Source organism: Vibrio sp. FF145, from assembly GCF_041439075.1.
In the GTDB taxonomy this organism is placed as follows: domain Bacteria; phylum Pseudomonadota; class Gammaproteobacteria; order Enterobacterales; family Vibrionaceae; genus Vibrio; species Vibrio tasmaniensis_A.
Genome location: NZ_JBGONH010000065.1, coordinates 1 through 26,092 on the forward strand (window position 1 = coordinate 1; position 26,092 = coordinate 26,092).

At 44.8% G+C, this 26,092-nt stretch carries 19 protein-coding genes; 3 read left to right on the forward strand and 16 right to left on the reverse strand.

Annotated elements, in window-relative coordinates; translation table 11 throughout:
* Window positions 1-165: 165 nt before the first annotated feature.
* The 6 genes from ACED42_RS19235 to ACED42_RS19260 all read right to left on the reverse strand — a co-directional run bounded on the left by ACED42_RS19235 (window position 166) and on the right by ACED42_RS19260 (window position 6,918).
* The gene (locus ACED42_RS19235) at window positions 166-714 is read right to left on the reverse strand and encodes a hypothetical protein (RefSeq protein ID WP_017100886.1); all 549 of its coding nucleotides are present in this window, start codon (window positions 712-714) and stop codon (window positions 166-168) included.
* Complete coding sequence (locus ACED42_RS19240; RefSeq protein WP_371703788.1) at window positions 707-1,186, reverse strand: hypothetical protein; 480 nt, start codon at window positions 1,184-1,186, stop codon at window positions 707-709. The genes ACED42_RS19235 and ACED42_RS19240 overlap by 8 nt, the downstream gene beginning before the upstream one ends.
* A gap of 485 nt (window positions 1,187-1,671) precedes the next feature.
* Entirely contained in the window at window positions 1,672-2,391 is a 720-nt protein-coding gene (locus ACED42_RS19245) for a hypothetical protein (protein WP_017100888.1), read from the reverse strand.
* Between the two features lie 163 nt (window positions 2,392-2,554).
* A complete protein-coding gene (locus tag ACED42_RS19250; RefSeq protein ID WP_157939752.1) occupies window positions 2,555-2,695 on the reverse strand; it encodes a hypothetical protein in 141 nt (46 codons plus the stop codon).
* A 30-nt stretch (window positions 2,696-2,725) separates the two neighbouring features.
* The gene (locus tag ACED42_RS19255; protein WP_029223920.1) at window positions 2,726-3,739 is read right to left on the reverse strand and encodes a LacI family DNA-binding transcriptional regulator; all 1,014 of its coding nucleotides are present in this window, start codon (window positions 3,737-3,739) and stop codon (window positions 2,726-2,728) included.
* Between the two features lie 104 nt (window positions 3,740-3,843).
* Window positions 3,844-6,918 carry a GH116 family glycosyl hydrolase gene (locus tag ACED42_RS19260; protein WP_371703791.1) on the reverse strand — a complete coding sequence of 1,025 codons (3,075 nt, stop codon included), beginning with the start codon at window positions 6,916-6,918 and terminating at the stop codon, window positions 3,844-3,846.
* Window positions 6,919-6,982: 64 nt separating this feature from the next.
* On the opposite strand from ACED42_RS19260, the gene ACED42_RS19265 reads away from it, so the two are divergent.
* Complete coding sequence (locus ACED42_RS19265) at window positions 6,983-7,930, forward strand: aldose 1-epimerase (protein ID WP_371703793.1); 948 nt, start codon at window positions 6,983-6,985, stop codon at window positions 7,928-7,930.
* Window positions 7,931-8,003: 73 nt separating this feature from the next.
* On the opposite strand, the gene ACED42_RS19270 is transcribed toward ACED42_RS19265, so the two are convergent.
* From ACED42_RS19270 to ACED42_RS19315, 10 genes are all read right to left on the reverse strand, one after another.
* Window positions 8,004-10,418, reverse strand: a complete 2,415-nt coding sequence (locus ACED42_RS19270) for a GH36-type glycosyl hydrolase domain-containing protein (protein ID WP_371703795.1) — start codon at window positions 10,416-10,418, stop codon at window positions 8,004-8,006.
* A gap of 94 nt (window positions 10,419-10,512) precedes the next feature.
* Window positions 10,513-11,604 (reverse strand): ABC transporter ATP-binding protein, encoded by a 1,092-nt coding sequence (locus ACED42_RS19275; protein ID WP_009846155.1) that lies wholly within the window; start codon window positions 11,602-11,604, stop codon window positions 10,513-10,515.
* Window positions 11,604-12,953: a GH1 family beta-glucosidase gene (locus tag ACED42_RS19280; RefSeq protein ID WP_065105129.1), complete on the reverse strand. Its 1,350-nt coding sequence runs from the start codon at window positions 12,951-12,953 to the stop codon at window positions 11,604-11,606. Before ACED42_RS19280 ends, ACED42_RS19275 begins: the two co-directional genes overlap by 1 nt.
* Before the next feature lie 17 nt (window positions 12,954-12,970).
* Window positions 12,971-13,864: a carbohydrate ABC transporter permease gene (locus ACED42_RS19285; protein ID WP_009846153.1), complete on the reverse strand. Its 894-nt coding sequence runs from the start codon at window positions 13,862-13,864 to the stop codon at window positions 12,971-12,973.
* Window position 13,865: 1 nt separating this feature from the next.
* On the reverse strand, window positions 13,866-14,852 hold the full coding sequence (locus ACED42_RS19290; protein ID WP_371703799.1) for a carbohydrate ABC transporter permease: 987 nt from the start codon (window positions 14,850-14,852) through the stop codon (window positions 13,866-13,868).
* Window positions 14,853-14,918: 66 nt separating this feature from the next.
* Window positions 14,919-16,166: an ABC transporter substrate-binding protein gene (locus ACED42_RS19295; RefSeq protein WP_009846151.1), complete on the reverse strand. Its 1,248-nt coding sequence runs from the start codon at window positions 16,164-16,166 to the stop codon at window positions 14,919-14,921.
* An 18-nt stretch (window positions 16,167-16,184) separates the two neighbouring features.
* Window positions 16,185-17,192 carry a LacI family DNA-binding transcriptional regulator gene (locus tag ACED42_RS19300; RefSeq protein ID WP_017097774.1) on the reverse strand — a complete coding sequence of 336 codons (1,008 nt, stop codon included), beginning with the start codon at window positions 17,190-17,192 and terminating at the stop codon, window positions 16,185-16,187.
* Between the two features lie 647 nt (window positions 17,193-17,839).
* Complete coding sequence (locus ACED42_RS19305) at window positions 17,840-19,180, reverse strand: carbohydrate porin (protein WP_371703801.1); 1,341 nt, start codon at window positions 19,178-19,180, stop codon at window positions 17,840-17,842.
* Window positions 19,181-19,554: 374 nt separating this feature from the next.
* Entirely contained in the window at window positions 19,555-21,615 is a 2,061-nt protein-coding gene (locus ACED42_RS19310) for a prolyl oligopeptidase family protein (RefSeq protein ID WP_371703803.1), read from the reverse strand.
* 11 nt (window positions 21,616-21,626) lie between these two features.
* Complete coding sequence (locus ACED42_RS19315) at window positions 21,627-22,544, reverse strand: LysR family transcriptional regulator (protein ID WP_009846145.1); 918 nt, start codon at window positions 22,542-22,544, stop codon at window positions 21,627-21,629.
* A 247-nt stretch (window positions 22,545-22,791) separates the two neighbouring features.
* On the opposite strand from ACED42_RS19315, the gene ACED42_RS19320 reads away from it, so the two are divergent.
* A complete protein-coding gene (locus ACED42_RS19320; RefSeq protein ID WP_371703805.1) occupies window positions 22,792-24,498 on the forward strand; it encodes an L-lactate permease in 1,707 nt (568 codons plus the stop codon).
* 273 nt (window positions 24,499-24,771) lie between these two features.
* Window positions 24,772-25,911, forward strand: coding sequence for an FMN-dependent L-lactate dehydrogenase LldD (gene lldD / locus ACED42_RS19325; protein ID WP_371703807.1), 1,140 nt, complete (start codon window positions 24,772-24,774; stop codon window positions 25,909-25,911).
* Window positions 25,912-26,092 lie beyond the last annotated feature (181 nt).

Genomic DNA, 26,092 nt, shown 5'->3' on the forward strand with positions numbered 1-26,092 from the left:
GTAATGACAAAGTCGCTTGGTAATTAAGGTACGACAGAATCGCTTGGTGATCACAGGTCACTACAGCAGAGCGCTAACTCGTTTTTGGACAGAAACACGTTAGAATTTAAGTTCTAACGTGCTCTAGATAGATTAGAATAAGTATCTTGAAACCTTAAACGATTGTTACGCAGTTGGTACATCACTAAAGCGAATGATCGCAAACAAATAGCGCCCTTCTTGAGTAGATGCCCAAATCTCCCCGCTTTTACCAAGCGATTTCCTTGCGTATCCATGCTCAGAAAGCCATAAGAGCGATTCTTTGACTTGATTCCGAGAGAGGTTGGTCTCTTTAGATAAGCCTGAAACATAGCGCCATGTATATTCGTGGTTTTGTAATGCGCTCAGGACACTTTTAGTATTTTCAGGCACTAGATCTACGTTGGGCACCTGTGCCTCTGCTTCATCTACTTCTTCAGTTGGTGCTTCTGTTTCTTTTTCCAATATAGCTTCGAATTGATCTACTTTTAGCTGAGCTTCAACTCCACCTGCTTTGAAGCTCTGAAATTTTTCTAGATTTGCAAACACAAGCCCTAAGAAGCCAGCCACAATGGTTAATCCCATTTCCGTAGGTTTACTTTCGTAACCAAAATATAGAGAGGTTATTAACATAACGAATGCTGATACAGCCTGTAAGGCTTTACTCGATTCACTCTTAAATTTATCGTTATACATTTTCTTTCAACGTGCTAGAGAAAAACAGTTTAATGTAAGCTTCTACTTTATCTACTTCTTCATCAAAGTACACAATATCACCACTATCACCACTATCAAGCTCAATTTTTAAACTAGATACATCAAAGTCTTTAGAGAAAGCTGAAGAAAATGCACCTTGATGTCGTTCTGTCTTTGTAACTACAGGTTTATACATTGTAATGCCACGATGCTTACTGCCATTGGCAATATCTTGCATGTAGCTAAGAGCAGGGCAGGAGCTTTTCATGAAATTTTTAAAATCTCGTTCCTTTGGATATGCAGCAATTAATGAAGGATATTCTCGATAGATCCACTCTACTACGTGCCATGAAAAAATTGCACAGATTACCGCAGAGCCAGAAGATAGTGGTTCTTTACGATATTCTCCTGCTAAGCGAGAAAATTCGTGAAATAGATCTTTTGAATTTTTAATATCAAATGAATAGCTCAACTTTACCTCCCAAATGTATAACAGCAATACTAGGCAGAATGATTCTGCAATAAAATACAAAAATTTTCTAGATAGCGTAAATTAATGTGCCAAGTTGCAAGTCATGTATGCGTAACCAGTTAAAGTTTAATGAAAAACTATCACTGTTATCGTATGTATAGAAAATATACTTGGTTGCACGGTGTCCTTCGTTCAGTGAGTTTTAGTGGGTTAGTAAATTTGGTCACATAGTTAGATTAGAAAAAGTAAGTCAGATGAGGCTTTGATGAAGTATGTGTTGAGCCAGTCAAAACAAAGAAGGGGGCAAAAGTGATTTAGCTTACATGCCCCGTATTACTTGAGATGATGAAAAACCAATCAATCTTTATTGTAAATTATCAGAACTAGCTGAACATAAAGGCTGAGAACAAATCCGAATTTTTCGATAAGTAGTGATTGAATTAACTTTGGGGATTAAAAAACGCCCAGTTAAGGGCGTAGTAGAGTCAATCGTAAAGTTCAAAGCCCAGATCATCAATAATTGACAACGTCACCGGTCCCAAGTCATCACCATTAGCCATTAACTCTTTAGGCATTGGCGGAATAGTTCGGCCTTTAGAATCCTTACCGCGTTTGTCGTCAGTCCCATTGATGTAATCGTATAAATGACCGCCGTCGGAAAATGGCAAGCATTCATAATCTCTATTATAAGCTTCATTATAGGCAGTAACTGCTTTGCTGGTTTCCATACAAAAACCTTTACCGGCAATCTCTTTTGAATCGTCTATAAACCCGTCACTTGAAGTTCCAACGCCAAGAATATGCGCAAATTCATGCAAAATAGTTGGCTTATAGCTTTTGGGATCAAAATCAGGCTCATGGAGGTCTGAGCTAATCCAGATAATGCCTAATGAGGGGATATTGTCTTCATACTCTTCTACTGCCGCTAAGCCGTACTCTTCCACATCATCTGACACAATAATTTCAATGTTAATTGTGTGCTGATCTTTTCCATCAACCTTTTTGATTATGCCTAGCCATTTGTTAGCGGCTTCAATGTAGCGTTCTTTGTCATACTTAAAGTCCAAATCAAAGTTAAGGACAAAAGTTAAGTGATCATTTGATATAACTTCTTGGGAATAGTATTCAGGATAAAACTCAGAATCCTGACTGTAACTGACTGACGATAAAAAGGACAAAATGAGAGCTAGAGTTAATTGTTTCATTCGAAAACCTATAATAAAGCCGTCTAGGATGAAGGCTAAGTAGTGACGTTTAACTTGGTTGGATATTACAGTATTTATAGCTCTACAAACGTAAGCACACGTAACACCTCAATATTGGTGCACTACAAACTGATCGACTAGTTCAGAGTTAGGTTTATTTTAATTATCTCACAGCTAAGTTAGCTCGTAATTCAATCCCCATGTTAAACAATGTGAGCGCGTAAATATCAGCAGCGAGAGCGATAGCTTTACTCAGCGGTATTCCTGCACCACGGTTCGCACTGACATCAATACGAATCATCACGGGCGTACCACCTTGAGGCTTGTCTTGAAATTAACGATACAATGATTTGGTCGACTCTCTAACGATTAAATCAATGGGTGGCAATCGAGCTTCATGCCGCTCGCCAGATAACAGATTCAAAATCGATTGAGCACACACCTCACCAATCTCTTCAATAGGCTGTCTCAAAGTCGTTAACGCTGGCGTGAAATACTTAGACGTCGGCAAGTCATCAAAGCCAATCACTGAAACATCTTCAGGCACTTTATAACCGTGGTCAGACAGCGCCTTAATCGCCCCGTAAGCCGTTTGATCATTGGCTGCGAATAGAGCGGAGAAGTGAACCTTAGATTCAATCAACTCTACCGTTTTCTCGTAGCCAGACTCACTACTGAAATCACCCTGTTTAACGAGTTTTGGCATCACTTTAATGCCCGCCTCTTGAAGGGCTTTCTTATAGCCTTCAAAGCGATTTCCTGCATCAGGCTGGCTTGATAACCCCTTGATGTGAGCAATATTCACATGTCCTTGTTGCAGTAAATGTAGGGTTGCCATATAGCCACCCAACACGTTGTCGATATTGATGGAGCGGACATTATTCTCAACAAAATCGTAGCCAACCATCACGATAGGGATATCTTGTGCATACTTAGCAATCTCTTCTTGAGTAATGCTTCCTGTTACGATGATCATGCCATCCACGTTACTTTTTGCGAGATACTCCAACGCGTGCATTTCTAACTTTTTCTGCCAATGCCCTGTCGCGATCACTAACGAATAGCCTTGAGCGATCAGAGTTTTCTCCATGTCGTTGAGAATACGACTGGTATAAGGGCTGTCAGGGTGTTGCACCAATACACCAATGGTGAGTGAACGTCGGTTGGTGTTTTCTTGCATTTGAAAATTAGGTTTGTAGCCAGTGTCTTTAATCGCTTGCTCGATGTTCTGGCTTTTATCATCCGACACATAAGTGGTTCGATTAAGAAAACGAGAAACCGTGCTTGGGGAAACACCAGCGAGTCTCGCTACATCGTATACTGTTGTTTTTTTTGTTTTAGTGCGCATCTCGAATCCCTAATCCCTAATCAAGTGACATTTGGGGAGCCCAAAAGCTCCCCATCAGTTTCTACCTGCATACCACTGCTTTCGTTAAAACTCGTATCATTAAGTTAATACAAATAGGCGAAGATCATCCCCGGTCTGAAGTAACGACCAGCCGTATATTTCAAGCCAGTACTCAGTAGCCATTTATGTAAGCCTGCCAGCTTTTCTAACGGAATTTCACCGCCCACCATTTTAACAAAATTGTCAGTATCTTTCGTCAATGTTGGATTGATACGACCGTCAGACAGCACACAGTTTTGACATTTAAGTACACTTAGCCAGTTTTTCGCATCATTTTGCGTCAACTTAAAGGCTTCCATAAGATCTTTCTCATTGACAGACACAGAGCAGTTGAACCCTTCTGGCGCTGCAAATGGAATTTTTGAATAGTCATAGAGTGCGGTATACACGGTATCCATCAATGTTTCTGCTTGCTGGTTTTTACCTGCCAGACTCAACGCCGTTGCGACACTAAACTGCACACCAATCCACACATCTTGAGCCTGAAATGCCTCATGCGGCGAACCATCGGCCAACGTCATATTCGCAACCCCAAGCTTAGGGCTGTTAATTTCGAAGTTATGCTTATAAACATAGTCTAGTGCGCGTTGGATGTTCTCTTGCGGGAAAATACCGTCTAAGCCGATGAGCTTTAGGTAGCTGTCGGCCAACAAGGCATCACCAAAACTGTTGTCAGAATCTGGCACTAAATCTAAGTATTCTTGAGTAAAGGCTTGTGGCGCCGTCTCACTCAGCAAGCGTTTCTTAGAAACTCTTTGAGATACCTTACTGATGCTGATGGAAGTATCCGTTTCATTGAGATAGGTATTGAGCGTGTTCTTGTCAGCAATCGCATCGCCAGTCAATGAAAGTCCTAAAGTTTCCAGAGCTTGATAGCCTTCACCTGTTAAATGCTTGGCTTGAACTGGCGTCACGAAGAAGTGGTAGTAACCCTCTTTGTCATCCCACAAGCTTTGCTCAACCGTGGCTAACGCCTTTTTAGAACGCGTTAAGTAACCTTTAGCTCGCTCGCTTTCACCCATCAATTGTGCAAGTTCACTCGCCGCTTGCAAGCCAGCAACCCAAAGGCTCGCACAATAAATTGAGATGCCATGAGACGCTAGGTTATCAAAGGTATCGTCTGTTCCACGGGTTAGCGGCAAATCATCACCCTCAGCGATCAAATTCGATAAGAAATCGATGCTTTCAGTTACCGCTTGCCAGCACTCATTAACCACAGAGAGATCTTGGGTGTTTTGGTAATGGCGGTACACCATCAGAATGTATTTCGGCGCTAAGTCCTTCCACTCTTTCACATTGTGCCAACTGTAAGCATCGGGCTGAATGTCGAATGGGCTACCCAAATCGTGGATTACCGCACCTCGAATGGCACGCACACCTTGGTACTTTTCATCAATCAATTCGGCATTAGGCGTCGCTTCGTATTCCCAGTATCGGCGCTGAGTGAAGTCTTCGGCCAAAATGGCTTTCGAGAACTCTTTCATCACGCAGCCATCAAGCTCAGGCAGCATATAAAGCAGCGAGAATGAGCCGTAGAAATACACATCCAGAGAGTTAAAGAATGGGTAGTCGACACACTCTTTCACCAAGAATTTATCTTCTTTATCCCATACCGTTGATTCGGCTAGGAAGGACAATGAGTTCATTGCCATCGTCGCATAACGCAATGCCGATTCTGGCTGCGATATCTTGCTTTGAGCTTGTTCGAGGAAAGCCGTTTGTTGCTTCACGATCTGTTGCTCAATCACTTCTAGCTCTGGTAATACGTCTTCTAACATCGACAGAGCCGGCTTTGCTTGCGGGTAAAACTGCGTGTAAGCCTTATCTGAATACCAGCCATTAAGCATGACTTTGCTGTGCGCCATCACCTGTGCAAAACGCAGATCAACAGACTCACCCGCTTCCAATTCAACCTGAACCACCACCAATGCGCTCAGAGCTTCACGCCCTGTGTAGATACCAGTTTGGAACTCAGTGTTTGTGCGGCCTGTTTTCAGTGCGAACTCTGTTTGCTGAGCACTCTTAGAGGTGTAAAGCGTTGGCTTCACAGAAATCGAGACCTTGCCAGATTCCGCCAAATGGTTATCCACTTGAACACCAAACACCACTTCGCCTTCAATATCGCTCTGATAAGGCGATTGGCTCGACAGCTGAACACCCGTAAAACTGTGACTTTCGCTTTTTAAGTTAACCACTTCATGCTGCTGAGCGATCGGATTTTGAGATAAGGTACACGCCGAATCTTGAATGCCATCGCGACCTTTTTGATAGGTTGAACCAATCAAGTTTTGTAGCGGTTGAGCAAGCGTAATCACGCGCGTTTGCGATGAATTATTGGTTAATTCGAAGTGATTCCAGTGCATCGGTAATGAACAAAGGCGTTTGTTCTCTTTAACGATCGGAGATACTACCTTACGCTTTATATTAATATCTTCGAAGCTATTATATTTATATTCAGCTAATGGATACAAAGCTTTATATTCTATATCTCTGCCATTAACACTATCTATGTGATTATTATCACCCGCGGTAAGCGATAATAACTTCGTTGTATCATTTGTTAACAAACCATTAAAGAAATCTAAGGCGACATATAATTGACAAATTGTTGAATCTGAATCTTCTTCAATCAATAATTGAGTCTTATTTGAAAATTCAACGTTCCACTTTGTAAAGTTAGCTTTATTTTCTTGGTAGAAGCGACCATTTTTTAATGCTGCTCGAATCAGGTTAATCGCATACGATATGTTTTTGCTTTCGATCTTCTTGCCATCGAACAAGGCAGGATAAAAGTTCAGGTGTACGCTCAGCTCTTGCTCATCAATGACTTGCAGCGTATCGATGGTCGGCACATTCATCACCGACGCGTAAAAATCATTAAAATTAATAACTTGCTCTGAACAATCAACAAATATTCCCGGAATAAAGCTGAAATTGGGTGTTTTTCCGTTTGGCGTCAGTGTAAATGTGTTACCAATTCCGCCCACCGCCATACCAGTATTTTCTGGTGTGGTCGAAATTGGTGTGTACCAAGGTTGAATAAATTCAACTGCATCACCTTTTTTACATAAGTGTTCCGAATTTCCTGAGTAGCTCGTATATGGAATTTTATTATTCATTTTAAAACCGCCATTGAATATTTTTTTCTTCTTGTTAATATCTTTTTAAAATGGAGACATCAACATGTTTAAAATTATAAATGAAAAATTTGGAAATATTGACTCTGTCACATTAATAAACCACCAACATGGTATAGAACTTCAAATAATCAATGGATTTGGTGCTGTTATTAATAAATATACCGTAAATAACAGTCCATTCTCTTTTATTTGTGGCTATCAGAATTATGATGAACTGATCAACCAACATCCGTTCTTTTCCCGCAGTGCTAAATTATTCCCTTTTCCAAACCGTTTAAACTTAGGTCGTTACAGTTTCGATAACCAAAACTATCAACTCCCAGCTAACTTTCCTTGGTCTGATCACGCCGTACATGGCCTGCTCTACAACCAACCTTTTTCAATTACAAACAGCGTAGCCACTGAAGAATCCGCCAGTGTGACGTTGCAATATCAAACGTCATCTTTGCATCCTGCTTTCCCGTTTGCGTTCAACCTTGAAGTCACCTTCACTATCGATATCACGGGTAAACTCACTTCCTCAACGACCGTCTCTAATCTTGGTGATTCTGCATTCCCATTCGGTGATGCTTGGCACCCTTATTTCTCACTCGGCACTGCGCTAGCACAATGTGGACTCGCTATGTCGCCTTGCTCTGAGGTCATCCACGAAAACGACCTACCCAATGGTGAAAAACTGGCTTTTGACTGTTTGTCTTTGGGTGATTCACTCGCCAATCAAAGCTTAAATCACTGCTTTGAATTTGATTCCAAGACAACCAACCAACTTGCGTTTACACGCTCAGATTCGTCTGCCGCTATTCGCTATCAACAAGATGCAAGCTACCCATTCGTTCAGCTTTACACACCGACGAGCGAACAAAGTATTGCAATAGAACCAATGACTTGCCCAGCTGATGCATTCAATAACCAGATAGGCTTATTGACGCTTAGCCCGAACCAATCTCAGACCTTTACTTGGCGATGCCACGCCAGCTATCAACCACAGTGATGCAACCAAAATAAAGCGACACTAAAGAGAAACCAAAAAGCAATAAAGGGCGCATTAAGCGCCCTTCTCTTTGTTAACCTAAAATCACCTCGATGGTGTGCTCACCAGAGGTAAATACTGGCGCTTTATTACCTGAAATCAGGTCACCATTTACCTTCATTTCAACCACACCTTTACACACGTTATTCGGGTTAGTGACATGAATATGATAAGTCGCACCACGGAACTGACGACGTACTTTGAACTCAGGCCACTCAGCCGGAATACATGGGTCCACCAGCAAGCCATCCACTTCAGGGCGAACACCCAGAATCCATTGCGTACCCGCAACGTATGTCCAAGATGAAGTACCTGAAAGCCATGCATTTCGGCCTAAACCAAACTGCTTATGTTCATCACCCAAAATGTTTTGTGGGTAGCAGTAAGGCTCAGATTCGAAGGTATCGATGTCGTCGTTCTTAGAAGCTGGGTTGATTTGACGGTAGTACTCATAAGCACGCTCACCGTTGCCCATTTTCGCTTCTGCGATCATCACCCAAGGGTTGGAATGCAAGAAGATACCACCGTTCTCTTTTGCACCTGGTGGGTAAGTTGAAACACCACCTAGCTGCGGATCAAAGCCGTTGTAACCAGGAGTTGAAAGCTTAATGCCATTCGCTGTATTCAGCTTGTTGTAAACAGAATCTAGCGCTTGAGTAGCACGTTCTTGTGTTGCGAAACCAGAGATTACAGGCCAGCTTTGACCGTTGGTGTAGATCTGCCCTTGCTCGTTCTTGTGAGAACCAATCGGCAAACCCTGCTCATCAAAGTAACGAACAAACCATTCGCCATCCCAGCCACATTCATTGACTGTGCTCTGCATCTGTTGGTACTGATCTTTAAACTTAGCCGTCAGTTGCGCTTCACCACGCAGCTCACACAAGTCCAACATGTCGAGCAATGCTTTGCCGTACATGTTCGCCACCATCATCGACTCAGCACCGGTTGGCAGGTTCACCGTGTCGTTCCAGTCAGCAAAACCTAACAACGGTAGGCCGTGCTCACCAGTATTGGTGTAGGTAAATTCAATCGCGCGGCACAGATGCTCCCAAACCGTTCCCGTTTCGACTGGGTTGCCCGCTTTGTCTTTTTGATAGAACGGAATATCTTTATTCAAGAAGTCTGCATTGCCCGTTTCTTTCACATATTGCGTCACCGCGTAGATGATCCACAGGTGATCATCACCGTAGTAATCAGGGCGATCTTCCTCTTCACGAGAGTCACCCGCGTTCGCTTCCATGGTTGATGGGAAGAACTGGTGCATCGCAGAACCGTTAGTGTTCTGAACAGACAATAGACGCTCAATGAACTCGCGCGCCTCTTCTGGCATGTGAGTAATTACGCCTAAAGTATCTTGCGATGAATCACGAAAACCGATGCCACGAGCACCATAACCAAGCTGGTACAGAGACAGGTAACGAGACCAGTTTTTGGTGGTGTGACACTGACGTGGGTTATGTACATTAAGCATTGAGTTCATTGCCGGATCTGGCGTTTCAACCTGAACTGCTTGTAGGTAACCATCCCAATGTTCAGCCAGTTCAGCGAAAGCTGAATCAACCACTTGATCGTCACGATATTTAGCCAGCAGAGGCAATGCTGCTTCTAGGCTCTGTTCTTGCGCGATTTGTACAATCGTACGTTCTGTCTGCTCTGGAGATAACCAACCTAGGCGCAGGTTAAGTGCACCAATGTTGTCGCCACGTAAACACTCAGTATTGCCTAATTCATCATTGTTTAGTGCTTGTGGCGCTGCCCATGTACCGTAGCCCAAATTACCTAGGAACGATTGGCGATCACCATCAAAAGACGTCGCAGGGCGATCCGCTGTCATCAAGTTCACCGCGTAGTCACGCTTCATGAAAGCATACTGCTCAAGCACGGTATGACCCGACTCTTGCTGGTGTGCTTTTAGCGTCATGGTTTGTGGAACCCAGTCCGCATTGAGTAGCTGTTTAAGCGCATCGAAGTGTGTAAATTCGTACACAGGCACCACATCAACGTGCAGTGCTTTGTCTGAAATGTTGGTGACTTTGATGTCTTGCAGCAGTACTTGGTCAGCTTTTGGTACAAAGAAAGTCGCTTCACAACGCACACCAAAGGCTTCTGCAATGATGGTGGTGTAAGACAAACCGGTGTGGTTTTCAAACTTATCCAACGGCTTCAGAGTGGGTGTGTAGAACGGTGAGAATATTTCTACGTTGCCCGCTTCATCACGTACCTTGAGGTACATTGTCGAACCTTTGAAATCTGAGTTTGGCAGTTGAGCAATGTACTTGGTGATACGGTTGAGCGCAGGATCACCTTTGCACAGTAGTACGCCGCCGTTGCTATCGACAATGCCACCGAAATCTAATGTGCCGACATAGTTACACCATTTGATCGGCGTGCACGGTGTAGTTGCTACGTATTCTTTGTTTTTATCGTCAAAATATCCGAATTTCATCATCACTATCCCTAGCCCCTCCCAACTCAGGAGGAGCCAAAACAATTTGTCGTAAGTTGGTTGGTGTCAGCTCAATGACTGATTTAAATTGGACTGGCTAGCTCGCTAGCGAGTTCTCACTTAGAGCATCGAACAAGTGGAATGCATCCAAATCCAAGTAAAGCGTCAGATCTTTTACATCCACTTCAGCCGCTTGGGTTTCAACCATCAGCGGTTGACCGCCAATTTCTGTTTTCAGAAGAATGCTTGCGCCCAGTAATTCCTTGTCTTTGATTTTCACAGGGAATGGCAGCACGCGGTCGTGATCAACTTGCTCGGCACGTAGGTGAATGTCTGTTGGACGAACACCAAAATGCAGCGCTAAGTTTTTAGATGCCAGAGACTTAAAGCGCTCAGGCAGTGGGATATGAACATCGCCAATTTCAACGAAGTACTCGCCTTCTTTTTCAATCAGTTTTGCTTCCAACATGTTCATTGATGGGTTACCAATGAATTGCGCGACAAACTTGTTTGCAGGACGCTGGAACACCTCGGTTGGTGTACCAACTTGAGCAACATAACCGTCTTTTAGGATCACGATGCGATCCGCCAATGTCATCGCTTCGATCTGATCGTGGGTTACGTAGATCGTGGTGGTTTTTAGTTCACGGTGTAGATGTTTGATCTCTTCACGCATCACGCCACGAAGTTTTGCATCTAGGTTAGATAACGGCTCATCAAACAAGAAAACCTTAGGAGTACGAACCATTGCACGGCCCATTGCCACACGTTGACGTTGACCACCAGAAAGCTCTTTTGGCTTACGGTTGAGTAGCGGATCAAGCTCTAGCATTTTCGCCGCTTTTAGCACTTCTACGTCGATTTCTGCTTTTGGCATACCCTTCAGTTTTAGCGCAAATGCGATGTTCTCGTATACCGTCATGTGCGGGTACAGTGCGTAGCTTTGGAATACCATCGCCAAGTCACGGTCTTTAGCGTCGACTTTATTCATCAACTTGCCGCCAACCACGATGTCACCCGAGCTGATGCTTTCAAGGCCAGCCAGCATGCGTAGCGTTGTCGATTTACCACAGCCAGATGGGCCAAGGAAAACCACGAACTCACCGTCTTCAACCGTAAAATCAAACTCTTTGACGACTTCAACATCACCGAATGATTTTTTGATGTTCTTAAATTCTACTTTAGCCATTATCTGTTCTCCTCAGCGCGCTCTAGCAGCATGTTTCGGTACGCAATTGCGCTCTGTTTCAATGTTCTTTCTTGGGTGGTGTAGTCAACATGGACAATGCCAAAACGCTGGCAGTAGCCGAATGCCCACTCAAAGTTATCCATCAGGCTCCAAGCGAAGTAACCATCGACTTTCACACCCGCTTCAACCGCGTTGTGAACCGCTTCGATGTGACCTTGGAAATAACGAACTCGTTGGTCGTCCATCACTTGTCCGTTTACACGTTCGTCGTTGCCCGCTGCACCGTTCTCTGTGATGTAGATAGGCGGCATGTTTTCGTAACGCGCATCCAGTCTTACCAATAAATCGGTTAGACCTTGTGGGTTAATTTCCCAGCCAATGTAAGTGTGTTCAGCGTCCGTCTGTTTTACTGATTCAATGTCGCCATTCTCATTGAAGCGAGCGACATTGCGTGTGTAGTAGTTGATGCCGATATAATCAACCGGAGCACTGATGATGTCTAAGTCACCTTCAAGGATCATCGGCATGTTCATCGCTTGGCGCTCAACCACTAACTGCGGGTACTCGCCTTTCAATACTGGGTCGATGAACCAGTGATAATTTTCCGCTTCGCAGTAGTCTGCTGCCGCTTGGTCTTGTGGAGTCAGCGGGTAAGCTGGCGTCGCGTTGAATACCACACCATGCTTAGCATGAGGTGCATTGTTACGAAGGATCGGCATAGCCAAACCGTGTGCCAGCATTAGGTGGTGAGATGCTAGGTAGCCTTCTTTTTCACCCTTGATACCTGGTGCATGTTCGCCCCAACGGTAGCCTAGGAATGCAGACACAAACGGTTCATTGAGCGTGGTGTATACGTCAATGTTATCGCCAAAGTACTTACTCACCACTTCTGCGTATTCTGCGAATTTGTAAGACGTTTCACGGTTTAGCCAGCCACCTTTATCTTCAAGGTATTGCGGAAGATCCCAGTGATAAAGCGTCACATATACCTTCATACCACGAGCATGACACTCATCGATGATCTGACCGTAAAACTCTAAACCTTGTTGGTTCACAACACCGTCTTGTGGAAGGATGCGCGGCCATGCAATAGAGAGACGGTAAGCATCAACGCCTAAGCCTTGAATCATCTCGATATCTTGTTGCCATAAGTGGTAGTGGTCACACGCCACATCACCACTGTCGCCATTATCGACCTTGCCCGGCGTCTTACAGAAAGTGTCCCAGATAGACGGTGTACGACCGCCCTCTTCAACGCCGCCTTCAATTTGGTATGAAGATGTCGCGACACCGAATACAAATTCCTTACTGCGTAACTTTGAATCACTTGGAAGTTGATATTTATTCATTGTTATAACCCTTAAACCTAACCTTTGACTGCGCCGGACGTTAAACCACTGATCATCTGTTTCGATGCGAACAAGTAAGTAATCACGAGCGGTAAAATAGAAATTGTGGTACCTAGCATTACCGCGCCCCATGGCGTATTCGGAATACCTTGAACACTTCGAAGTGCTTGCGTAATAACATAGTTATCTGGGTTGTTAAGCACCACGAGAGGCTGCATAAACATGTTCCAGAAGAAAACGAACTGAACGATAGCCAGTGTTGCCAGTGCTGGTTTCATCAGTGGCAGTACCACGCTCCAGTACGTTCTGAACTCACCTGCACCATCCAATTTCGCCGCTTCAAGTAGCTCTTTTGGAATCGATGCAATCACGTGCTGACGCATCAAGAAGATACCAAATGGTGTGGTGGTGAACGGTAGCCATACCGCCATGTGGTTATCCAACAAGCCTAAGAATTTCACGATCATGAAGTAAGGGATCAAGCTAAGCACCGGCGGAATCGCCATTGAGCCAACCAGCATGCCGAACAACACGTTCTTACCGCGGAACTTAAACACAGCAAATGCGTAGCCACCCATGCTACAAAACAGCAGCGAGATGGTGGTGCCTAAGAAAGCCACGTAAATCGAGTTAAACATCGCTTTCCAAAACGGCATGATTTCAAGCAATTTGGCGTAGTTAATCGCCAGGCTATCGCCAATCGCAAAGCTAATGCCCGTGCCGAAAATTTCAGAACGGTCACGCGTTGATAGCAGTGCCGACCATACAAATGGAAAGACTGTAATTAGCGCTGAAACAACCAGTAAGATACCTAGCATGACCATCAAGATCTTAGTCAGAATGAACATGCTGCGCTCGCTTGGTATCAGTCCACTTAGTGGTGAGGTATTTGTCTTAATTGATGTCGACATCTTAATGTTCCCCTAAGCCTTTCTTACCGAAGAGTAAAAATTGAACCAATGTACAAGTCGCGATGAGTGCAAACAGTAACCACGAGATAGCAGATGCTGTACCCATTTCTAGCCATTCCCAACCCACTTTGTAGAGGTACATCGAGATAGTTAAACCAGATTGGCCAGTACCACCTGTACCACGCGTTAGGACGAACGGTTCTTCAAACATTTGCAGGTTACCGATGATGGTCATCGTGATAGCAAAGAAGATGAATGGACGAATCATTGGTAGTGAAATGTTCCAGAAGCGGCGGAAGGCATTGGCACCATCCATACGTGCAGCTTCTAAGATGTCTTTAGGAATCGTCATTAAACCCGTGGTGTAAAGGACGATGTTAAAACCGGTGTATTTCCAGAAAACCATGATTGCGATAGACGGCTTCACCATAGTGGCATCGTCTAACCAACGGATTGGTTGGAAATCGTTAACCCAAGCGAATGCCCAACCAAACAGCGTGCTATCGGCCAGAGCCATTAGCGTTTGGTTAATAATTCCTGAGTTAGGAGAGTACATATTGAAGAAAATCAGTGACGCTGCGACCGTTGATGTAATGAACGGTAGAAAGTACGCCGATGTTAGCCAGTGACGCATACGGTCACCCATTGAAACCAACATGTAAGCCACTGGAATAGCGACTAAGTGCTGAGCCACGCCTGAAGTGATCGCTAGCCAAAGCGTGTTCTTCAATGAACGCCATAACCATGGGTCAGTTAAAGCAATGTGATAGTTCTCAAAACCCACAAACTCCATCGCATCCATGCCCTTCACAGGGTTCCATTCATGGAACGAAAGATAAACAGAGAACAACAGCGGGAAGATCCCAAATACAGAAAAAATGATCAGAAACGGCAGAAGAAATCCATACGGTGTAAGCGCTTTCAAATTTAGACGAGAAAAAAGGCTTTTGTCCGCAGGTTCTATCGTTGTGCTCGCTGTATGATTCATAGTAACGACCTCTTAAAAAGGAAGCGCGTTATCCACGCTTCCTCACTTACTTAAAGTAAAAACAAATTAAAGATTACGCGTGCGACGCTTGATTAGACGCTCTGCCTCTTTAAGCGCAGTCTTGATGTCTTTGCCTTCATCAAGTACTTCCATCAATGCGTTCTCTAAGATAATAGAACGTGCAACGTGGTCGCCTTGTGCTGGAGAGACGGGTTTGATGTTCTGTGCCACTTCAGCAAACAGTAGACGAGCTTTTTGCCCACCTAGGAATTCCATCTCTTCTTGGAAAAGCTCATCGTCATACGTGGTGATGTTCGCAGGGAAAGCAGCAATCGTTTCGAAGTGTTTAAGCTGTACTTCACGATCCGTCGTCATGTATTCAATAAGCGCCCAAGCTTCATCTGGGTTTTCTGATTGAGTTGGAATAGAAAGGAATGAACCACCCCAGCTTCCGTAGATGCCATCAGGTAGGTTTTCTACTGCCCACTTACCTTTAGTTTCAGGAGCAATCCAGTTATTTAGGTGACCAAGAAGCCAAGCGCCAGAAAGTTGAGTTGCAAATGTGCCGTTGCGAAAGCCTTCGTACCATTCGTTAGACCAAGCCAGAATGCGGCCGTCTAAGCCTTTGTCGCGAATCTCTTTTGCGACTTCAAAAGCGTGAACAAAACGCTCTGATGTCACAACTGGGTTGCCATCTTTATCAAAGTACAGACCTTCACCTTCAGGAACCGTCGTGAAGATAATCGCTTGTGCCACGTCGGCTGCCGAAGCGATAAGTTGTACGTTTTGCTCTTTCAGTTTTTCACCAGCAGCGATGTATGAGTCCCAATCTTTGATTGCGTCTTCTACATTAATACCTGCTTTTTCGAACACGTCAGTGCGGTAGTACATAACGCCAGGACCAAGGTCAACAGGGATGCCGTACATATCGCCATCAGCGCCTTTGCCCTGTGCCCATGCGTAAGGTGCGAATCGTTCTTCGTACTTATCTGCACCGTAGTTTTCAGACAAGTTAACTAGGCCGCCAGAACCCACGAATGGACCAATTTTCTCAACGTCGACAACAATCACATCACCCGCACCAGAACCTGTTGCAAGGTTCGTTGTCAGTTTCGTGTGGTGGTCACCGTGGTTGTTCATAAGGTAATCAACTTTGATACCCGTTTCCTTTTCGAAATCAGGCAGTAATACCTTCAGGCTGCTATCGAAATCAGGGAAACCGTCGAAACGAATTTCTTTGTCTGCTGCATTTGCAGCTGTTGTACCTAATCCTAAAGCAACCGCGCATGAAAGCGCTAAGGTCTTAAATTTCATGTTCTATCCTTAATATTTTTATAGGGTAACTGGTAAATCCGATACCGAGTTTCTAGTGACCAACGTCGGCAGCAATTTAAAGTTCACGTCATGTTTTATTTTTTTTAGCTTCTGTAGAGTGAGCTGTACTGCTTCAACGCTCATCTCTTCAATAGGGAAATTAATGGTGGTCAAACTAGGGGTCAGATAGCGCGCGAAGATGGTGTTATCGAAGCCCACCAGTGATACATCTTTCGGAACAGACAGCCCCTCTTGATGCAACACCTCGAAGGCGCCAAATGCCATGTGGTCATTCGAAGCAAATACTGCTGTGAAATGACACTTACGATTCATCAGCTTTTTCATAGCGCTGATGCCCGTCTCTTCAGTAAAGCCCGCTTCCGAGACTAATGCTTCATCGTATGGCACACCCGCTTCTTCCAAGGCCTTTCGATACCCCTGCAAACGCCCCCTAGCGTCTGCTTTATCTAAAGGCCCGGTAATACACGCGATATCTGTATGTCCCTTTTGCAAAAGATATTGAGTAGCGAGTAGCCCCCCGACTTCGTTATCAATATCAATGCAACTCATCGCCATTTCTGGGATGAAGCGGTTAATTAAAACCACAGGGGTCCCCTGTTCTTCCAATTCAATTAAATAATCATCACTGAGCAGTTGAGTATGAAGAATCAAAGCATCAACACGACGCCCCAACAGAAACTCCACCGACTCTCGCTGCCCTTGCTCGGTGTTCGAACCCGCTGTAACCACAGCGTGGTAACCAAAGCGGCGTAGGTTTTCTTCTATGCAATGCAAGATGCCTGAATAGAAAGAACCGCCCAGTTCTGGAACAACTACACCAACACTTCCGGTACGACTTGAAGCCAAAGCTTGAGCGATAGAGTTCGGGCGATAACCCAATTCTTTGATCGCTTTTTCAACCTTTAACTTCTTGTCATGACTCACTCTGCTAGTGCCATTAATAACTCTAGACACTGTCGCCTGAGACACACCTGCATGTTCTGATACGTGTTTAATTGTCGCCACTCGAACCTCGATACTTCATTAGCTTGTAACCGCTTACAAAACGATTATTAAAGAAAGGCGTCTTGGTTGAAGTGAGTGTCATCACACTAAAGTTGGAGGTGAAAAGGCCAGTTGTGGAAATCATGAAAGCGCTTACAGATTCGCTTCACGCCATGAAACTATTTCATGAGATCATGAATCCATAGTTAGTCAGTTTTGTTAAAAGTTATGGTTCAGTGAAGGGGTTTCAACATAACTATCGGCGTATCCAATACAATTGATGTCTAGTATTCCTCCTATCTAGCCTATTGATATGCAAGGGCTACGATGCGACTTAGCCATTACAATTAACAAGGGGAAATCAACGTGTGTGAAATAAATTAATATGAAACGGGGTATTGAAGACGATGTGGAGAATAAGTGAAGAGGCAATACCAAATGATAGAACAGGTATTCAAGACGAAAAAAAGGGCACATAAAATGTGCCCAAGAATGGAGTTAATTGAAACGTGCCCTAATCAATCTGCCTTTAGGGCTAAATGGACAGTATTACTTACTCTTTAAAAGCATAGGTATTTCAACGTATACTCTTAATAAGCATGGATATTTTAAAGCATCGCTCTTTGAAAATATGCCTAGTTCAAAGAGCTACTCTTTCTAGCTTGTGATTACCACCAAGCTTCAAACATTGCGCCGAACGACAATGTATCAACATTGGTTGTGTTCACAGTGTTGCCTTTAGTTTCGACATCACCCACGGTTGTGTAAAAGCGAAGCATTGGACGACTCCAAGGTAAGCCACCGAGAGAAACGTTTTGAGATAGAGTTACCTTCCACGCGTTTTCTTCGCCGTCGTCATCGTAATCAACCATGCCGTAACCAGCTTCTAACCATGTAGAATGAACGTCATCCCATTGGTACTGTGGACGAACGATACCTGCATACTCAGTGTTATCGCGAGCTAAGTCTGCACCAGAGTTATCTTTATACGACACTAGGTAATCAATGATGAATTTATCCGATGCTGCGTAGTTACCTTCAATGCTTGCGTAAAAAGTTTTATAGTCGCCTTTCAACTCAAATACCGATGAATCTGCACCATCACCATACTTAACGACTAACTTGTTGGAATCTCCTAAACCAAGAGTTGCACCCACTAGGTATGCCGTTTCATCGCTCACTTTAGTACCAGCTGTTACCACTTTTTTCGTTTGACCTGTTTTTTGGTCGATCACATATTTAGTTGAGCTCGCTGTATCCGCTTCATCTGAAGCAAAACCGTAGTTCGCATACAAGTCTAGTTGACCGATACCCGCGTTAATTGAATGAAGTTTAGAAGTAATTGCGTATCGACCATTGTCATTTACGAGGCCGCCTTTCACTTGGCCAACAAAGCCCATATCCAGCTTAGCGCCACCGAAATCTAGGTTGTTAAAGCCAGCGCCTTGACCATCGTGTGTCATCCAGAAGTAATCATTCAAACCTTGTTGCGGACGTTGATGGAAGTCGCGACCAGCCCACATGTAAAGTTCTGGTTGGCTTTCAAATACATTAGTTACACCAGCGTACATTTTTTTCATACTTAGGCCGCCATCGTCAGCCCAAGCGTCTGCTTCCCAGTGGTCTGCCATGAATACGACGTCCCAAATCGCACCATTGTCAGCTTCGAAAAGCTTAGCTAGCTGAACCTCACCACCATTGGCTTCGTTACCTAAACGACCGACAGAACGACCTGTTGTACCGATGTCTACGTAACGCTCATCACCGCTCTTGTAGTGAGCGCCGTAACGAGCATAACCAGAGAAGACGATGTCATCTGGCACCTTAGTTTCTGCAGTTAAAACCGCGGGTTGTTGATCGTTAACATAATCAATATCAACAACCTTAGATTCTAACTCTTGAATTCGTTTTTCTAGTGCTTCGATATTAGTATCAGCAGCAAAAGAAGAGAGTGAAGCAAGCGAAGCCGCCACTGCGACCGTTATTGGCAAAAGCTTAAATTTTTGCATTGTAATTCCCTATTATTTTTTTGAGTTTTCATCGAACAGGGAAATATTAAGCAATGAAAGCGTTGAAAAGTTGGTTGCTGTTCACACTGATAAACCAGCCTAAATACCATGAAACTTTTAGAGTTATCACCAGAAATGGTTATTTATTTATAATCAGATAGATAGACGTAAAAATCCGTAACAATACAGCTTGAAATCGCTTTCATTTCATCAGTAATGGCGGGGTCTATCACGGAAAAGAGTGTGGTGGAGCGAGGAAAATATGGTGAAATTTTGATTGGTTTTCGTAAATATGAAAAGCCTCAAGATCTAAGGCAGATTTTGAGGCTTTTTGGATTGAGTCAAATACCCAGTTATCTAAAATTAAGTATTTTCTAGATTGAATCTAGGGACTCTATTCCCATATTGAACAGGGTAAATGCGTAGATATCAGCAGTGAGATCGATCGCTTTACTCAACGGCATTCCAGCACCATGGCCCGCATTAACATCGATACGAATCATCACGGGCGCACCGCCTTCATGCTTATCTTGCAGCTCTGATATGAACTTATAAGAGTGAGCAGGTACCACGCGGTCATCGTGATCGGCAGTCGTCACCAGAGTTGCTGGATAATCCGTGCCGCGCACCACATTATGAACCGGAGAATAACCAAGCAGATATTCGAACATCTCTTTGTTTTGCGCGGATGTGCCATAGTCGTACGCCCAACCTTCGCCAGACGTGAATGTGTGGTAACGCAACATGTCCAACACCCCAACCGCAGGCAGAGCCACTTGGAACAGCTCTGGCCTTTGTGTCATACAAGCGCCTACCAGCAAGCCTCCGTTAGAACCGCCGCGAATCGCCAACTTATCGCTACTGGTATAGTTTTCTTCAATTAAGAACTCGGCAGCAGCAATGAAGTCGTCAAAGACATTCTGCTTTTTCTGCTGAGTTCCGGCTTTGTGCCACGCCTTACCATACTCACCACCGCCACGCAAGTTTGGCACCGCATATACGCCACCCAATTCTAGCCAACTGCCAACCGTCCCCGAGAAAGAAGGCGTTAGGCTAACGTTAAAGCCACCATAGGCGTACAACATGGTTGGGTTATTGCCATCTAACACTAATCCCTTCTTATAAGAGATAAGCATCGGAACCTGAGTGCCATCCTTCGAGGTATAGAAGACTTGTTTAGACTCAAATTGATCCGACTCAAACGGAGACTCAGAGCGTTGGTAGATTTCAGAGCTTCCAGATTCAACATCAAAAGAGAAAATCGTTGGCGGCGTTACATAGTTGGTAAAGGTGTAATAAAGCTGAGTTTGCTCATTTTTTCCACCTAAGCCACTGGCCGTTCCCAGCCCAGGCAAATGAATGTCACGAACTAGGTTACCTTGGTAATCCAACTGCTCAACCTTAGACACCACATCCACCATGTAGTGAGCAAACAAGTAGCCACCACCCGTGCTGATATCCAATGGCTGTGGCTTTTCAGGGATGATTTCGAGCCATTTCCCATCGCGAGTATCAAAGCTCACCACCTTGCCGTTTGGCGCATCGAGGTTGGTGTATAAGATGAAGACTTCGTCTTGGTTATCAATGAGGTAAGTATCGCTGTCCACATGATCAATCAACGTATTCAGCTGTTGTACTGGTGAATTTAAATCGATATAGAACAGTCTGTTACCCGATGTCGACTCTCGCCCTAGAATAATCAAGTAACGGTCGTCTTCGGTGGTGTAACCCGACACATAGCGGTGCTGCTCGGTGTTGTTCTCACCAAAAATCACTTTGTCGCTAGCTTGCTCGGTACCCAACTCATGGAAGTAAAGTTTGTGCTGTTCGGTACGTGCAGAAAGCTGGCTGCCGTCTGGTTTGTCGTAGCTAGAGTAATAAAAGCCACGATTACCCAACCAAGAAATGCCGGTAAATTTGGCGTCTGTAATTTCGACTTCAAGCTGCTGCTTAGTCTCAGTATCAATCACAAAGATCTTACGCCAGTCGCTTCCGCCCTCGGAAATACTGTACGCTACTAAACTGTAGTCTTTAGAAAACGACACCGAACTCAGTGATGTGGTGCCATCTTCCGAGAAGGTATTCGGATCTAGGAACACTTCAACCTGCAGACCTTCTTTTTGACGATAAAGAATGCTGTGATTCTGCAGTCCATCATTCTTATAGAAATAGGTGTAATCACCTCGCACAAACGGCTGTGAGCTCTTTTTGTAGTCTTGCGCTTTCGCTAATCGCTCTCGCAGTTCTGCGCGATATGGGATTTGAGCAAGGTAATCGAACGTGACTTCATTTTGGCTCGCCACCCACTGCGCGGTTTCGTCACATCTGTCATCTTCTAACCAGCGATATGGGTCTTCGATTATCTGACCAAAGTAGTCATCGCTGACGATCTGTTTGTTGGTGACTGGATATTGATACTCTTTTAAATAGCTCATCGTGATCCTTATTAAAAATAATGTGAAATCGTCAGATAACGCGTTCTGATGTGTTCAATCAATAACTTAATCTTGTTCGGTGGCTGGCGAGTGAACGGGTACACCGCATAAATACCCAGCTTTTTACCCACTAAGTCAGGGAAGATGTCCACCAGCTGGCCGTTTCGAATATCGTGATACACCAGACAACGTGGCACGTACGCCACACCATGACCGCCCAAAGCGGCCTTTCTTAATGCCGTCGCGTTATCGGTAGAGAAAGAGCCAGAGACGCGCACGATGTATTTATCGTTGTCGGTACAGCCATCCTTACTGTGTAAAAACTGCCATTCACTGGCGCCTGTCGTTTGATAAGCGTATTGCAAGCAATTGTGCTCAACCAAATCCTTGGGCTGCATCGGCTTACCGTTCTTAGCGATATAAGACGGCGAGGCACACACCACCCACTGTGAATCCAATATATGACGAGCAATAAGGCTTGAGTCTTCCAAGTAACCGGTACGAATAACCAAGTCCAAACCATCCTCAACCAAATCAACAAATCGATTGTTAAGAGACATATCGACCGTTAAACCTGGGTGCATATTACAAAACTCGGCAACAGCGTCTGCGAGAATCAAATCTCCGGAGATAGTAGGCACTGACATTTTGATATGACCACTGACATTTTCACCAAAGCCTGAAACTGCGTCCATAGCCTCTTGAGCCGCCTGCTTCACATTTTTAGCTCCGTGTAACATTGCCTTACCCGCCTCAGTCAGGGTCAATTTACGCGTGGTTCGATATAATAGCTGCACGCCAATCTCTTCTTCCAAACGCGCAATTCTCTTACTAACTACCGAATTTGTAAGGTTATTTTGTTCTGCCACCTTACTAAAACTACCCAGCTCTACTACCTGTGAAAACAGGATCAAATCGTCTGCTCGCATTTGATTATGCCAATTTTGGAATTAATTATTTTCATTATTTCCCTATATCAATAAAAAATAAAGGGGTAAATTCACGCCAAATTAACAAAACAATTACAAAAACAGCTTTTGCAATCACATCGGTTACAAATAAAGCGACTCTAATTACAACAATTGAATCCATGAGATTCAGATTACACCTACAAAACTAATGACGTGTTATTCACTTCAAACATGAACGTTTGAAAACAAGTACGAGGAAGTACCCATGAGTGAAACTCTACTAGCTTTATTGGCATTTTCGCCAATAGTTGTTGCAGCGATTCTGCTGGTTGGCCTTAACTGGCCTGCAAAAAAAGCGATGCCAGTGGCATTTGCATTAACCGTTGCTATCGCCCTATTCGCATGGGATATGTCTAGCACTCGCGTGCTGGCTTCAGTATTCCAAGGCTTCGGCATTACCGTGTCGGTTCTCTGGATTGTGTTTGGCGCCATCTTCTTATTAAACACTTTGAAACACACCGGAGCTATCACCACCATCCGCAACGGATTTACTGACATATCAGCAGACCGTCGTGTACAAGCGATCATCATTGCTTGGTGTTTTGGTTCATTCATTGAAGGGGCGTCTGGCTTCGGCACACCCGCTGCTATCGCCGCTCCATTATTGGTTGCAATTGGCTTCCCAGCGTTAGCTGCGGTACTGATGGGCATGATGATTCAATCTACGCCGGTATCGTTCGGCGCAGTCGGTACACCTATCATTGTTGGCGTAAACAAAGGTTTGGATACGCACAACATCGGTGAAAGCCTGATTGCTCATGGCTCAACATGGGATGCTTACCTACAACAAATCACGTCAAGCGTTGCGCTGATTCACGCTTCTGTTGGTGTGATGATGCCTGTATTGATGGCGATGATGCTGACTCGCTTCTTCGGTAAAAACAAAAGCTGGACTGAAGGCCTAGATATCCTGCCATTCGCACTGTTCGCAGGTGCTGCTTTCACTATTCCTTACGCGCTTACAGGTGTCTTCCTTGGCGCAGAATTCCCATCACTGATTGGTGGTTTGGTTGGCCTAGCAATTGTGGTTACTGCAGCAAAACGTGGCTTCCTCGTACCAAAATCAAAATGGGATTTCGAGAGCGAAGACAAGTGGCCAGCAGAATGGCTAGGTTCTTTGAAAATCGATCTAGATGACACTCATTCAAACAGTAAGCAAGGTCATAAGAAAATGAGCATGGCGATGGCATGGGCACCTTACGTGCTGCTCGCTGTCACTCTAGTTGCTAGCCGTGTGAGCCCTGAATTCAAAGGCCTGCTTAAGAGCGTTAGCCTTTCGTTCAGCAACATCCTGGGCGAGACCGGCGTAAGCACAGCGATTCAGCCTCTGTATCTACCGGGCGGCATCTTAGTCTTCGTCGCACTGGTTGCTGTTCTAATGCAATCACGCAGCGCAGCTCCACTGGCTAAAGCCTTCGGTGAATCGAGCAAGACTCTGATTGGCGCAGGCTTTGTGTTGATGTTCACCATCCCAATGGTTCGTATCTTCATTAACTCTGGCGTGAACGGCGCTGATTTAGCAAGTATGCCAGTAACAACGGCCAATTTTGCAGCTGACCTAGTTGGCGGCGCATTCCCAGCACTGAGTGCAACGGTTGGCGCGTTAGGTGCCTTCATTGCAGGTTCGAACACAGTTTCAAACATGATGTTCAGCCAATTCCAGTTTGAAGTGGCACAAACTCTGACTATCTCTAGTGCGGTGGTTGTCGCTCTGCAAGCGGTTGGTGCAGCAGCAGGTAACATGATTGCGATTCACAACGTAGTAGCGGCATCGGCAACGGTAGGTTTACTAGGACGTGAAGGTGCAACGCTACGTAAGACAATCATCCCAACGTTCTACTACTTGGTGATGACAGGGATCATCGGCCTAGTGGTTATCTACGGCTTCAAAATGACAGACGCACTTATGTAAACCATAAGTCGTAACAAAAGCACTTGGCGTTAATACTCAATTCCCCGACTGCAACACCGTCTAATAAGACAGTTGATGAGTTTCGGAATGGATACTAAAACACATCAACACCCTCGGGTATTAACGCCATTTTATTGCTTCACTGGTTATTTGCTTCAAAGATTACTTGTTTCACCGTTTAAGAAAGAATAAACACTTACTTTTCAAGAATTAAAGCAGCCCAAACCAAGCTCTCATAGAAGGGCAACATCCCAAGAATTTAGGACTGAAATTATGATCATATCCGCATCGACTGATTACCGCGCCGCAGCAAAATCGAAATTGCCACCGTTTCTTTTCCACTACATTGACGGCGGTTCTTACGGAGAACATACCCTACGCCGCAACACGGCCGATCTGGCAGAGATCGCGCTCAAGCAGCGTGTACTTAATGACATGTCGGACCTAAATTTGGAAACCGAGTTGTTTGGCGAAAAACTCGCAATGCCAATCGCGCTGGCTCCAGTTGGCCTAACAGGCATGTACGCACGACGTGGTGAAGTACAAGCAGCAAAGGCCGCCGACAACAAAGGCATCCCTTTTACCATGTCGACTGTATCGGTATGCCCGATTGAAGAAGTCGCACCTAAGATTGAGCGCCCAATGTGGTTCCAACTTTACGTGCTAAAAGATCGCGGCTTCATGAAGAACGTATTGGAACGTGCCAAAGCGGCAGGCGTGACAACACTGGTCTTCACGGTGGATATGCCTGTACCTGGCGCTCGCTACCGTGACATGCACTCAGGAATGAGCGGCCCAAATGCAGCAATTCGTCGTGTATTCCAATCGATGCGTCATCCTAGTTGGGCGGTTGATGTTGGTCTGTTGGGTAAACCACACGATCTTGGCAATATCTCTACTTACCGAGGTTCTCCAACCAAACTGGAAGACTACATCGGTTGGTTGGGTGACAACTTCGACCCGTCGATTTCATGGAAAGACCTAGAGTGGATCCGTGATTTCTGGGACGGCCCGATGGTCATCAAAGGCATTCTTGATGAAGAAGATGCAAAAGACGCCGTAAGATTTGGTGCAGACGGTATCGTAGTTTCAAACCACGGCGGTCGTCAGCTTGATGGCGTTCTATCAAGTGCTAAAGCACTGCCTGCAATTGCAGACGCAGTAAAAGGCGACACTAAGATTCTGGTCGACTCTGGTATTCGTACTGGCTTAGATGTAGTTCGCATGATGGCGATGGGCGCAGACTGTACCTTGCTTGGTCGCTCTTTCGTCTACGCGTTAGCAGCGCAAGGACAAGCAGGTGTTGAGAACCTACTCGACCTTTACGACAAAGAGATGCGCGTTGCGATGACTCTAACTGGCGCCAAGACAATCAAAGACTTAACTCGTGATTCTTTGGTGGGGCTAGATTAAACCTCAACGACTTAGGTTCGGATTCGGACTAATGCTTTGGTCTACTTAGACTGAAGTTCAATCGGTGTCACAGCAATTACACTGCCGTTGTGACACCGTTTAAGCACTGGAAAATAAAATAAAAAGCTAGGGCGTGTTGATCTTTCGAGCTGATTTTTGCAGCGAGTTGCTGGGTATTTAT